This is a genomic window from Nocardioides jiangsuensis, from assembly GCF_019679455.1.
Taxonomy (GTDB): Bacteria; Actinomycetota; Actinomycetes; order Propionibacteriales; family Nocardioidaceae; genus Nocardioides_C; species Nocardioides_C jiangsuensis.
Genome location: NZ_JAIEZQ010000003.1, coordinates 193,259 through 206,011, shown reverse-complemented (window position 1 = coordinate 206,011; position 12,753 = coordinate 193,259). Strand labels below are relative to the sequence as shown.

General features: G+C 71.1%; 10 protein-coding genes. 5 read left to right on the top strand and 5 right to left on the bottom strand.

The annotated features are described in order from the left end of the window. Positions 1-3 precede the first annotated feature (3 nt). Positions 4-1,494, top strand: a complete 1,491-nt coding sequence (locus K1X13_RS16755) for an MFS transporter (protein ID WP_221026288.1) — start codon at positions 4-6, stop codon at positions 1,492-1,494. Between the two features lie 37 nt (positions 1,495-1,531). After that, the gene (locus K1X13_RS16750; RefSeq protein WP_221026287.1) at positions 1,532-1,765 is read left to right on the top strand and encodes a hypothetical protein; all 234 of its coding nucleotides are present in this window, start codon (positions 1,532-1,534) and stop codon (positions 1,763-1,765) included. Between the two features lie 79 nt (positions 1,766-1,844). Here K1X13_RS16750 and K1X13_RS16745 read toward each other — a convergent pair whose 3' ends face one another. Continuing rightward, positions 1,845-3,122 carry an ArgE/DapE family deacylase gene (locus K1X13_RS16745; protein WP_221026286.1) on the bottom strand — a complete coding sequence of 426 codons (1,278 nt, stop codon included), beginning with the start codon at positions 3,120-3,122 and terminating at the stop codon, positions 1,845-1,847. A 40-nt stretch (positions 3,123-3,162) separates the two neighbouring features. Between K1X13_RS16745 and ppgK the strand changes: the two genes are divergently transcribed. Beyond that, positions 3,163-3,933 (top strand): polyphosphate--glucose phosphotransferase, encoded by a 771-nt coding sequence (gene ppgK / locus K1X13_RS16740; RefSeq protein ID WP_221026285.1) that lies wholly within the window; start codon positions 3,163-3,165, stop codon positions 3,931-3,933. A gap of 33 nt (positions 3,934-3,966) precedes the next feature. On the opposite strand, the gene K1X13_RS16735 is transcribed toward ppgK, so the two are convergent. After that, a complete protein-coding gene (locus K1X13_RS16735) occupies positions 3,967-8,844 on the bottom strand; it encodes an NAD-glutamate dehydrogenase (protein WP_221026284.1) in 4,878 nt (1,625 codons plus the stop codon). A gap of 128 nt (positions 8,845-8,972) precedes the next feature. Continuing rightward, a complete protein-coding gene (locus tag K1X13_RS16730; RefSeq protein WP_221026283.1) occupies positions 8,973-9,860 on the bottom strand; it encodes a tryptophan 2,3-dioxygenase in 888 nt (295 codons plus the stop codon). Between the two features lie 47 nt (positions 9,861-9,907). Between K1X13_RS16730 and K1X13_RS16725 the strand changes: the two genes are divergently transcribed. Next, positions 9,908-10,390 carry a DUF2505 domain-containing protein gene (locus tag K1X13_RS16725; protein ID WP_221026282.1) on the top strand — a complete coding sequence of 161 codons (483 nt, stop codon included), beginning with the start codon at positions 9,908-9,910 and terminating at the stop codon, positions 10,388-10,390. Then, a complete protein-coding gene (locus K1X13_RS16720; protein ID WP_221026281.1) occupies positions 10,390-10,866 on the top strand; it encodes a DUF2505 domain-containing protein in 477 nt (158 codons plus the stop codon). Before K1X13_RS16725 ends, K1X13_RS16720 begins: the two co-directional genes overlap by 1 nt. A 46-nt stretch (positions 10,867-10,912) precedes the next feature. Here K1X13_RS16720 and K1X13_RS16715 read toward each other — a convergent pair whose 3' ends face one another. Both K1X13_RS16715 and pruA read right to left on the bottom strand, forming a co-directional pair. Continuing rightward, entirely contained in the window at positions 10,913-11,086 is a 174-nt protein-coding gene (locus K1X13_RS16715) for a hypothetical protein (RefSeq protein WP_221026280.1), read from the bottom strand. A gap of 7 nt (positions 11,087-11,093) precedes the next feature. Beyond that, a complete protein-coding gene (pruA, locus tag K1X13_RS16710) occupies positions 11,094-12,722 on the bottom strand; it encodes an L-glutamate gamma-semialdehyde dehydrogenase (protein WP_221026279.1) in 1,629 nt (542 codons plus the stop codon). Between the last annotated feature and the right edge of the window lie 31 nt (positions 12,723-12,753).

Genomic DNA, 12,753 nt, shown 5'->3' with positions numbered 1-12,753 from the left:
ACCATGTCATCTGGAGTAGAAACAGGTCGGATCACAACCGACATCCCCGCCCGGCTCGACCGGTTGCCCTGGGCCAGGTGGCACTGGCTCGTGGTGATCGGCCTGGGCACCGTCTGGATCCTCGACGGGCTCGAGGTCACCATCGTCGGCTCGATGTCGGCGGCCCTCCAGGAGGAGAAGACCGGCCTCGGTCTGAGCAGCTTCGACGTCGGTCTCGCGGGTGCGGTGTACGTCGCCGGCGCCTGCGTCGGCGCTCTGTTCTTCGGCCAGCTCACCGACCGGTTCGGCCGGAAGAAGCTGTTCCTGCTCACCCTGGCCGTCTACACGGTGGCCACCGTGCTCACCGCGTTCTCGATGAACCCGATGTGGTACTTCTTCTGCCGCTTCCTCACCGGGGCGGGCATCGGCGGCGAGTACGCCGCGATCAACTCCGCGATCGACGAGCTGATCCCCGCGAGGTACCGCGGCCGGGTCGACGTCGCGATCAACGGCTCGTTCTGGGTCGGCGCCGCCGCCGGCTCGCTGCTCACCATCCCGCTGCTCGACCCGACCGTGATCAACCCCGAGTGGGGCTGGCGCCTCGCGTTCGGCCTCGGCGCGATCCTCGCGGTCGGCATCCTGGTCGTCCGCCGCAACGTCCCGGAGAGCCCCCGTTGGCTGTTCATCCACGGCCGCGAGGAGGAGAGCGAGCGGATCGTCTCCGAGATCGAGGGCACCGTGCGCGAGGAGACCGGCCGCGACCTGCCGAGCGTCTCGGACACCCTGACCATCCGTCAGCGGAAGTCGATCGGGATCGGGCTGATCGCGCGGACCGTGTTCACCCTCTACCCGAAGCGGACCATCCTCTGCTTCTCGCTCTTCGTGGGCCAGGCGTTCCTCTACAACGCCTTCTTCTTCACCTACGGCGACACCCTCGGCACGTTCATGGGCGTGGAGCAGGTCGGCTGGTACATCGCCGTCTTCGCCGCCAGCAACTTCCTCGGCGCGCTGATGCTGAGCCCGCTGTTCGACTCGCTGGGCCGGGTCAAGATGATCGCCGGCACCTACATCCTCTCGGGTGTCCTGCTCGGCTTCACCGGCTTCATCCTCGGTGACCTGAACGCGGTCACCCTGACCATGATGGGCGCGATCATCTTCTTCTTCGCCTCGGCGGGCGCCAGCGCGGCGTACCTCACCGCCAGCGAGGTGTTCCCGATGGAGACCCGCGCGCTGTGCATCGCGTTCTTCTACGCCATCGGTACGGCGGTCGGCGGCATCAGCGGCCCGCTGCTCTTCGGCGCGCTGATCGAGAACGCCTCGGCGAGCAAGGACATCACCCAGATCGCGCTCGGCTACTTCATCGGCGCGGCGCTGATGGTGGCCGGCGGCGTCGCCGAGGTGGTCCTCGGCGTCAAGGCGGAGGGGCAGTCGCTCGAGAGCATCGCCCAGCCGCTCACCGCCGAGGAGAGCGACCACGCCTCCGGCTCGCCGCGTCCCGCGACGACCACGGCCTGACCGCCGGACCCACCCGACCGACGAAGGAGACAGTGCCATGCCGATGCCCCCGCCGAAGGCCAGCACGGAGCGCCGGGACCGTCAGGTGTTCCACGAAATGGGTCAGATCCTGCGCGCGCTCGAGACCGAGGGCCCGCAGCCCCCGCAGCGGCTCGCCGAGCTCATCGGCGCCCGCTTCTGGGAGCACGACCGGTACGAGCGGGCGGTCGCGCTCGCCGTGGCGGACGGGCTCGTGACCCGGACCGCGGACGGCCGGCTCGCGGCCCCCTGACCCCGGTCCGACCGAGACGGACAGCACCGCGCCCCGGCACCCGCGTCGTCACGACGCCGGTGCCGGGGTGCGGCGTGTCTCAGGCCTGCGCCTCGCAGCGGCGCACCGCGAGCAGCACCAGGGACCGCGCGACCCGCACCACCTCGTCGAGGTCCACGTGCTCCTGCGGGCCGTGCGCGAGCCGGATGTCGCCGGGGCCGTAGTGCAGGGTCGGGATGCCGCCGATGCCGGCGTACAGCCGCAGGTCGCTGCCGTAGACCTCCGCGCCGAGCGGCGGCCGGGCGCCGCCGGTGTCGAGCACTGCGGCGGTGACCTCCTCCACCAGCGGGTGGTCGAGGTCGATCCGGCCGCTGGCGAACTGGCCGCCCGGCCAGGTCACGACCGGCCGGTTCTCGCGCAGCCACGGGTCCTTCGCGCTCGCCTCGGCGACCGCGTCCTCGAGCGCGAGCCGGGCCTGGCGCGGGTCCTCGTCGAGCTGGACCCCGAGCCGCCCCTCGGCGGTGAGCTTGTCGGGCACGTTGCTGGCCCAGTCCCCCGCCGCGACCAGGCCGACCGACAGCGCGTAGGGCAGGTCGCTGCCGAACAGCGGGTCGGGGTCGACGTTCCGCTCCGCCTCGAGGGCCCGCAGCGCGTCGTACACCGGCAGGAACGCCTCGAACGCGCTGACCCCCTCCCGCCGCATGCTGCCGTGCGCGGAGCGGCCGCCCACCTCGATCCGGAAGGTGAGCGCACCGGCCGTCGCGGTGACGATGCGGCCGGACGTCGGCTCCGTGATCACGGCGGCGTCGCCCCGGTGCCCGCGGCGCAGCGTCGCGAACGCGCCGAGCCCGCCGTCCTCCTCACCGACCACGCAGTGCACCGCGAGCGGGCGGCCCAGCCGGACGCCGGCCGTCCGGAGGGTGCGCACCACCGCGAGGTTCGCCGCCACGCCGGCCTTCATGTCGCAGGCGCCGCGGCCGTAGAGCGCGTTCCCGCGGATCTCCGCCGAGAACGGGTCGGTGCCCTGCCAGGTCTCCGGGTCGCCGGGCGGCACCACGTCGAGGTGGCCCTGCAGCACCAGCGCGGGGGTGCCCTCGCCCGACGTCGTCCCGACCACGCCCACGCCCTGGGTGCGCGGCGCCTCGGTCCCGGGGAACCAGGGGTCGGCCATCAGCTCGTCGAGGTCGAGGTCCCACCGGTCGACGTCGGCGCCCTCACCGCGGAGGATGTCGGCGCAGAGGTCCTGCACCTCGACCTCCGCGTCGGTCCCGCCCATGCTCGGCACGCGGACGAGGCTGGCGAGGTCCTCGACGAGGGCGTCCTCGTCGAGGTGCCGGAGGACGTCGGACTCGAAGGCGGTGCGTGCGGCGTGGGTCATACGGCGAGTGTCTAAGGTGAACGCGAAGGAGGACAAATCGATGAGTGCAGCACACGACCCCCGGCCCGTCCTGGGGATCGACATCGGCGGCAGCGGCGTCAAGGGCGCTCCCGTCGACCTGGCCACCGGTGAGCTCACCGCCGACCGGGTCCGGATCGAGACTCCGTCGCCGGCCACCCCCGAGTCGGTGGCGGTCGTCGTGGAGCAGATCGCGGACGCGTTCGCCGACAGCATCGCGGACACCCCGATCGGGATCACCATCCCCGCCGTCTGCCAGCACGGCGTGGCCCGCTCGGCGGCCAACATCGACCCCTCCTGGGTCGACGTGGACGTGGACGCGCTGTTCACCGAGCGGCTCGGCCGGCCGGTGCACGTGGTCAACGACGCCGACGCCGCGGGCGTGGCGGAGGCCCGGTACGGCGCCGCGAAGGACGTCCCGGGCGTGGTCATCCTCACCACCCTCGGCACCGGGATCGGGTCGGCGTTCCTGCTCGACGGCAACCTGTTGCCCAACAGCGAGCTCGGCCACCTCGAGATCGACGGGCACAACGCCGAGAAGCGCGCCGCCCAGTCGGCCAAGGAGCGGGAGGACCTCTCCTACGAGCAGTGGGCCAAGCGGCTGCAGCGCTACTACTCCCACGTCGAGGGGCTGTTCTGGCCGGACCTGTTCGTGGTCGGCGGGGGGATCAGCAAGAAGGCCGACAGGTTCCTGCCGCTGCTCGACCTGCGCACGCCGATCGTCCCGGCGAAGCTGCGCAACTCCGCCGGGATCGTCGGCGCCGCCTGGCTGGCCCGCGAGTTCGGCAGCTGAGCACCCGACCTCAGCGGCTCCGGGTCGCCGGCCTCACGGGGTGGCGAGCAGGGTCCGGACCACGCGGAGGCCCACCGACAGCCGAGCCAGGTCGGCCCGGTCGTCGGAGCAGATCTCGGCCAGCGTGGACACCGCCCGGGTGACCGCGACCTGGTCCTGCTCCTCCCAGTCCGCGACCCGGCGCGGCGCGTGGTCGCCGGACGCGGTCTCCGCGAGCACCTGGGCGGTCAGCTGGGCGTGCACAGTGTGCAGCTCGTCGCGCAGCGCGGCCCGGGCCATCGTCTGCCAGCGGTCGTTGCGCGGCAGCGCCAGGATCCGGGTGACCAGGATCGACAGGCCCAGCCGCTCGCCGAGCGCGAAGTGCACCCGCGCCACCTCGACCGGGTCGAGTCCGTCACGCTTCGCGGTGTCGATCACGCCGAGGATGGCGTACGCCGGCGGCAGCACCGCGACGTTCGTGGCCAGCTCGTCGGGCACCGAGGCCGCCACGAGCTCCTTGCGCCGGCTCTCGAAGGCGTCGAGCTCGCGTCCGGTGAGCAGCTCGGGCAGCGCCCTCATCACCTGCTGGGTGACCACGCCGAAGTAGTCGACCACGGCCTCGCTGTCCATCGGCGCGCGCCGGTTGTTCAGCAGCCACCGCGAGGCCCGCTCGACCAGCGTGCGCGCCTCGATCCGCATCCGGGTCTGCACCGGCGCGTCGATCTTGTTGTCGTACGTCGCGATCTCCTCGAGCAGCGCCGGCGACCCGTAGATCTCGCGTGCCAGGAAGTTGGCGCGGGTGATCTCCTCGGCCGAGGCGTTCGTCTCCCCCGACAGCCGGTGGAAGTAGGTGATCCCGGCGCCGTTGACCAGCTCGTTCACGATCTGGGTCACGATGATCTCGCGCCGCAGCGGGTGGTCGTTCATCTGCGGCCGGTAGCCGTGCCGCATCTTGCTCGGGAAGTAGCTGAACAGCTCGCCGCGCAGGAACGGGTCGTCGGGCAGGCCGCTGTCGAGCAGCTCGTCGGCGAGCACGATCTTCGTGTAGGCCAGCAGCACCGACAGCTCCGGCGCGGTCAGCCCGCGCTTGCGCTCGATCCGGTCGGCGACCTGCTTGCGCGAGGGCAGGAACTCCAGGTCCCGGTTGAGCAGGCCCCGCCGCTCCAGGCGCCGGACCCAGTCCTCGTGCACGTGCAGCAGCCCCGGCGCCTGCGCCTCGGCGTTGGCCAGGGCGATGTTCTGCTCGTAGTTGTCCACGAGGACCAGCTCGCCGACCTCGTCGGTCATCGACGCCAGCAGGTCGTTGCGCTGCTTGCCGGTGAGGTCTCCGTTGGCCACTACCCGGTCGAGCAGGATCTTGATGTTGACCTCGTGGTCGGAGGTGTCCACGCCCGCGGAGTTGTCGATGAAGTCGGTGTTGATCCGGCCGCCCGCGCGGGCGTACTCGATGCGGCCACGCTGGGTCAGGCCGAGGTTGCCGCCCTCCCCCACGCAGCGGCTGCGCAGGTCGCCGCCGTCCACCCGGATCGGGTCGTTGGCCTTGTCCCCGACGTCGGCGTTGGTCTCCACCGCGCTCTTCACGTAGGTGCCGATGCCGCCGTTCCAGAGCAGGTCGACCTTCGCGAGCAGGATCGCCCTCATCAGCTCGGCGGGGGTCATCGCGGCGACCTCCTCCTCGATGCCGAGGGCGCGTCGTACCTGGGTCGACAACGGGATCGACTTCAGGCTCCGCGGGAACACCCCGCCGCCCTGGGAGATCAGGCTCCGGTCGTAGTCCTGCCACGAGCTCCGCGGCAGGTCGAACAGCCGCCGGCGCTCGGCGTACGACGTCGCGGCGTCGGGATCCGGATCGAGGAAGATGTCGCGGTGGTCGAAGGCCGCGACCAGCCGGATGTGCTGCGAGAGCAGCATCCCGTTGCCGAAGACGTCGCCGGACATGTCGCCGATGCCGACCGCGGTGAAGTCCTCGCTCTGGCAGTCGATCCCCATCTCGCGGAAGTGCCGCTGCACCGACACCCAGGCGCCGCGGGCGGTGATCCCCATCGCCTTGTGGTCGTAACCGGCGGAGCCGCCGGAGGCGAACGCGTCGCCGAGCCAGAACCCGTAGTCCTTGGAGACGCCGTTGGCGATGTCGGAGAAGGTGGCGGTGCCCTTGTCGGCCGCGACGACGAGGTAGGAGTCGTCGGAGTCGTGGCGGACCACGCGCGGCGGCGGCACGTTCTGGCCGCCGACGAGGTTGTCGGTGATGTCGAGGAGACCGGAGATGAACGTCTTGTAGCAGGCGATGCCCTCGGCCATCCATGCGTCGCGGTCGGACGGGTCGGGCAGCTGCTTGCAGAAGAAGCCACCCTTCGCGCCGACCGGCACGATGACCGCGTTCTTCACCATCTGCGCCTTGACCAGGCCGAGCACCTCGGTGCGGAAGTCGTCACGTCGGTCGGACCAGCGCAAGCCTCCCCGGGCGACCGCGCCGAAGCGCAGGTGCACGCCCTCCACCCGCGGGGAGTACACGAAGATCTCGAAGCGTGGCCGGGGTTCGGGCAGCTCCGGGATCGCTTTCGGCTCGAGCTTGAAGGAGATGTAGCTCTTCGGCGCCCCCGACGCGTCGTGCTGGTAGTAGTTCGTGCGCAGCGTCGCCTTGATCGCGGTCAGGTAGGACCGCAGGATCCGGTCGTGGTCGAGGCTGGCCACGTCCTCCAGGGCCCGCTGGATCCGGTCCTCGAGGTCCTCCATCGCCGCGGAACGGCTCTCCCCGGTCGCGGACAGGTCGCCGTTGCGGCCCGGGTCGAAGCGGGCCTCGAACAGCCGGACCAGGTAGCGGGTGATGTCGACGTTGTTGCGGAGCGCGTCCTCGATGTAGTCCTGCGCGAACGGGGTGCCGCCCTGGCGCATGTACTTGGCGTAGGCGCGCAGCACGGTGGCCTGGCGCCAGGTGAGCCCCGCGGCGAGGACCAGCGCGTTGAAGCCGTCGCTCTCGTCGAGCCCGTCCCACACCGCGTTGACGGTGTCCTGGAACAGCTCGCGGGCACCGTGCGGCAGGGACCGCTGGTAGCGCAGCCCGAAGTCGTAGATGTAGGACTGCCGCGGCAACCCCTCGAGCTCGTAGGGCCGCTCGTCTACGACCTCCACGCCCATCGTGGACAGGATCGGGAGCACCTCGCTCAGCGAGAGCGGCGGGCCGATCCGGAACACCTTGAGCCGCGCCTCGCCGGCCACGGCGTCCATCCGCTCGTAGAGCGAGAGGGCCACCCCCTCCTCGCCCTCGATCGCCTCGAGCCGGCCGAGGTCGACCGACCCGGTGCGCGGCGGGTAGTCCTCCTTGTACGCCTCGGGGAACGAGTCGGCGTACATCCGGCCCAGCCGCGAGCCCTTCTCCTCGCCGTACTCCGCGGTGACCGCGGCGGTGAAGTCGTCGCGCCAGGAGCGGGCCGCTTCGGCGAGGCGGCGCTCGAGATCGGCCTGGTCGAAGTCGCCGATCAGCTCGCCCTTCACGGGGCGGACCACGAAGTGCAGCCGGGCGAGCATCGACTCGCTGACCCGGGCGGTGTACTCCAGGGACTCCCCGCGGAGCTGGGTCTTGAGGATGTGCGCGACCCGCTCGCGTACGGCGGTGGTGTAGCGGTCGCGCGGCAGGTACACCAAGCAGGACAGGAAGCGGCCGTAGACGTCGCGGCGCACGAACAGGCGCAGCTGACGGCGCTCCCGGGTGTGCAGGACCGCCTCCGCGATCGGCACCAGCTCCTCGACCGGGGTCTGGAACAGCTCGTCGCGCGGGTAGGTCTCGAGCACGTCCATCAGCGCCTTGCCGGTGTGGCTCAGCGGGTCGAACCCGGCCTGGTCGATCACCTGCTGCGCCTTCTTCCGGATCACCGGGATCCGGGTCAGCGACTCGGTGTAGGCCGCCGAGGAGAACAGCCCGAGGAACCGGCGCTCGCCGACCACCTCGCCGGCGTGGTCGAAGACCTTCACCCCGATGTAGTCGAGATACACCGACCGGTGCACGGTCGACTTCGAGTTGGCCTTCGCGAGCACCAGCAGCGTCTTCTCGCGGGCCTTCGCCTTCACGAGCGGGGGCAGCTTGCCGAACGACTTCGACATGTCCTGGTCGGCGCGGAGGATGCCGAAGCCGGTGCCGGGCACCGCCCGCAGCACCTCGTCGTCGCCCTCGCGCGAGAGGCGGTACTCCCGGTAGCCGAGGAACGTGAAGTGGTCGTCGGCGAGCCAGTGCAGCAGGGCCTTGCCCTCCTCGAGCTCCGCGTCCGGCAGCGGGGGCGGGTCCTTCTCCAGGTCGTCCACGATCGCGAGCGCCTGCTGGTGCATGCGCTCCCAGTCCTCGACGGCCTCGCGCACGTCGCGGAGCACCTTGGCGAGCGCCGCCTCGACGGCCTCGAGCTGCTCGGGCTCGGTCTCGCGGTCGATCTCGATGTGCATCCACGACTCGCGGAAGACGTCGTGCGGCATGTCCCGGCCCGGGCCGTCCTGCTCCTCGGAGGTGTGGATCTCCTGGAGGTCTCCGGTCAGGTCACGGCGCACGAGCAGCTGCGGGTGCACGACCATGTGCACGAAGCGGTTCTGCTCGTTGAGCTCCATGGTCACGGAGTCCACGAGGAATGGCATGTCGTCGGTGACGACCTCGACGACGGTGTGGCCGTTCGCGGCCCACCCGTGCTCGGAGACCGTGGGCGTGAAGACACGGATGTTGGCGGTGCCCTGCGGGCGGTTGGCGGCCAGCTTGTAGTGGCTCATCGCGGCGCCGTACAGGTCGACGTCGGAGCGCTCGACCACGTCCTCCGCGGCGACGTGGCGGTAGTAGGAGCGGAGGTACTGCGCCGATGTGCTCCCCGGAGGACCGCCCGCCCCCTTGCGGGTGGCGGCCAGCTCGGCCGCCTTGTCGATGAGTTCGTCCTTGCTCTCATCCAGCGTCGTACGCACGAGGCATCAACCTTTGTCGCTCCCACACGGCACGCCGTTGTGCCGCCACACTCGACCCTAGGACCTGCCACTCCGGGCTACAACAACGGGGCGGCCCCGCGTGTCTCGCCCCCGAGACGTCCGGGCCGCTACAGCCGCGAGCGGAGGTCCCACAGCAGCGGGTAGTACTGCAGCGGCAGGCGTGAGCGCAGGTACTCCGCGCCCGACGAGCCGCCGGTGCCGGTCTTCGCGCCGATCATCCGCTCGACCATCACCACGTGCCGGGCGCGCCAGGCGGCGGCGAGCTCGTCGTGCTGGAGCAGCGCCTCGGCGAGCGCCCAGACGTCGGAGTACGACGCGCGGTCGTGCGCGGCGGTGCGCACCGACCGCACCACGTCCTCGTCGGTGCCGGTCTCGAGCCCCCGCTCCCGCAGCACGTTCAGGAACGCGTCCCACAGGGTCGGCTCCTCCAGCCGCCGGCGCAGCCGCGCGCGCTCGTGGTCGGTGAGCCCCTTGAACCGCTCGACGAACGACGGGTCCTTGGCGCCGGAGAGGAACTCGAGCTCGCGGTACTGCACGGACTGGAAGCCGCTGGCCGGTGCGAGCGTCTGCCGGAACTGCAGGAAGTCCTGCGGGGTCATCGTCTCGAGCACGTCGACCTGCTGGACGAGCACGCGCTCGACCACGTGCATCCGCTGCAGGAGGTGCTGGGCCCACCACAGCCGGTTCGGGCTGTTCCCGGGCTCGGTGGCCCCCGAGGTGTCCCCGAGCATCGCGTCACGGGCCGCGGTCGCCTCGTGCAGCAGCTGCTTGAACCACAGCTCGTAGACCTGGTGGATCGTGATGAACAGCAGCTCGTCGTGCGCGTGCGGGTCGGACTCGAGGTGCTGGGCCGACAGCAGCTGCTCGAGCCGGAGGTAGCTGCCGTACGTCAGGCGGGCGCCCTGCTCGCCGAAGGCGACCTGGGATCCTCCCCACTCACCCGCCCACTGGTCGGGACGGTCGGTGGACGCGGAGACGCGGCTGTCGGGGGTCACACGGGCGAGCGTAGCCACGGTTGCGGCCGTACGTCATGATGACCGCCATGAAGATCCGCCACGAGCTGACGTACGACGCCTCCCCCGCCGAGATCTACGCCATGCGCGCCGACCCTGCCTTCCGCGAGAAGGTGTGCACCGCGCTGGACACGGTCTCCCACACCGTGAGCATCGACGAGGCCGGCTCCGGCCTGTCGGTGCTGGTCGACATGGTCCGCCACACCGAGGGGGTGCCGAGCTTCGCCAAGAAGGTGGTCGGCGACCGGACCCGGATCGTGCAGACCGAGTCCTGGGGCTCCGCGGAGGCGGCCGACCTGGTGCTGGAGATCCCCGGCAAGCCCGGCCACATCCGCGGCCGGCTCACCTCGACGTCGAACGCGTCGGGCACGGTCTACGCCTTCGAGGGCGAGGCCAAGGTCGCCATCCCGCTGGTCGGCGGGAAGCTCGAGGGCCTGGTCGCGGAGCTGTTCACCGACGGCATGGACACCGAGCACCAGGTCGGCACGGCCTGGCTGGCGGGTGAGCGCTGATGCGGTTCGAGCACGAGCTGCGCTACGACGCCGGCGTCGACGAGGTCCGCGCGATGCTCGCCGACCCCACCTTCCGGGAGCGGGTCTGCGAGGCCCAGCGTGTCTCGGAGTGCACCGTGACGATCGACGGCGTCGACGAGACCATGACCGTCACCGTCGACCAGAAGCGCCCGTCGGACGGCGTCCCCGGCTTCGCGCAGAAGTTCGTCGGCGACACCATCCACATCCGCCAGCAGGAGGACTGGTCGGGGCAGCGGGACGCCCGGCTCGAGGTGAGCATCCCCGGCAAGCCGGGGCACCTCAAGGGCACGATCACGCTGCGTCCCGACGGCGACGGCACCGTCCAGAAGGTCGCCGGCGACCTCAAGGTGAGCATCCCGCTGGTGGGCGGGAAGCTGGAGGGCCTGATCGGCGACCTCTTCGGCCACGCCCTGCGCGCGGAGCAGCGCGTCGGCACGAGCTGGCTCGCCGGCTGAGACGGCGCCAGGAGCACGCGACCAGCGGCGGGGACGGACCGGGAGGTCAGTCCCCGCTGCTGTGTCCGGTCTCTTCCTCGGCCGCGAGGTCCCGGCGGCGCATCACCGCCACCACCACGGCCAGCACCACGAACGGCCCGAACGCGAGCAGCCCGACCAGCACCGCCTCGTAGGTGTGCAGCGACCCGAGGTGGAGGGGCAGGACGGTCAGCGGGCTCATCCCGTGCTCAGCCCATGTAGGGGTAGCGGTAGTCCTTCGGCGGGTCGAAGGTCTCCTTGATCGACCGCGGCGACGTCCACCGCTGCAGGTTCGACGGCGCGCCGGCCTTGTCGTTGGTCCCCGAGGCGCGGGCCCCGCCGAACGGCTGCTGCCCGACGACCGCGCCGGTGGGCTTGTCGTTGACGTAGAAGTTGCCGGCGGCGAAGCGCAGCTCCTTGCGGGCCCAGGCCACCACATTGCGGTCCTGGGCGATGATCGAGCCGGTCAGCGCGTACGGCGCGAACGACTCCATCTGCGCGACCACGGACTCGAAGTCCTCGTCGTCGAAGACGTGCACGGCCAGGATCGGCCCGAAGTACTCGGTCCCGAACATCTCGTCGGTGGGGTCGGAGGACTCGATGACCGTCGGCCGGACGAACCAGCCCACCGAGTCGTCGACGTCGCCGCCGGCCAGCACCTCGAGCGTGGAGGACTCCTTCGCGCGGGCGATCGCCTTCTTGTGCTTGGCGAAGGCCCGGTCGTCGATCACCGCGCCCATGAAGTTCGAGAAGTCGGTGACGTCGCCCACCGCGATCGCGTCGACCTCGGCGAGGAACTCGTCGCGCATCGCGTCCCACACCGAGCGGGAGACGTAGGCGCGCGAGGCCGCGGAGCACTTCTGGCCCTGGAACTCGAAGGCGCCGCGCAGCATCGCCACCCGCGTGACGTCGGGGTCGGCGGACTTGTGGGCGACGATGAAGTCCTTGCCGCCGGTCTCGCCCACGATCCGCGGGTAGGAGCGGTAGCCGGCGATGTTCTGCCCCACGGTCGACCAGAGGTGCTGGAAGGTCGGGGTGGAGCCGGTGAAGTGGATGCCGGCCAGGTCGGGGTGCGCCAGCGCGACCGCGGAGACGTCGATGCCGTCACCGGGGAGCATGTTGATCACGCCCGGCGGCAGGCCGGCCTCCTCGAGCAGCTCCATGGTCAGGTGCGCGGCGACCTGCTGGGTCGGCGAGGGCTTCCACAGCACGGTGTTGCCCATGAGCGCCGGGGCGGTCGGCAGGTTGCCGGCGATCGCGGTGAAGTTGAACGGCGTGATCGCGTAGACGAAGCCCTCGAGCGGCCGGTGGTCGGTGCGGTTCCACACGCCCCGCGAGTTCGCGATCGGCTGCTCGGCGGTGATCTGCTTGGCGTAGTGGACGTTGAACCGCCAGAAGTCGATCAGCTCGCACGCCGCGTCGATCTCCGCCTGGAACGCGGTCTTCGACTGGCCGAGCATGGTCGCGGCGTTGAGACGCTGGCGCCACGGGCCCGCGAGCAGCTCGGCGGCCTTGAGCAGGATGGCGGCGCGCTCGTCGAGCGGCAGGGCGCGCCAGCCCGGCGCCGCCTCCTGGGCCGCGGCGATCGCGTCACGCGCGTCGGCCTGGGTGGAACCCTTCAGCACGCCGAGCACGTGCTGGTGGTCATGGGGCTGGACGACGCGGACCTCGGGCCCGCCTCCCATCCGCTTCTGCCCGCCGATGGTGGCGGTCAGCTCGAGCTGGCGGGCCTCCTGGAGCTTCAGCTCCGCCTCGAGCTCGGCTCGTTCGGGGGTGCCCGGGGCGTACGTGAGGTTCGGCTCGTTCAGGGGAGCCGGAGGGGTCGTGATGGCGTCCATGGGCCGATCGTGTCAGACGTGACCCGTGTCG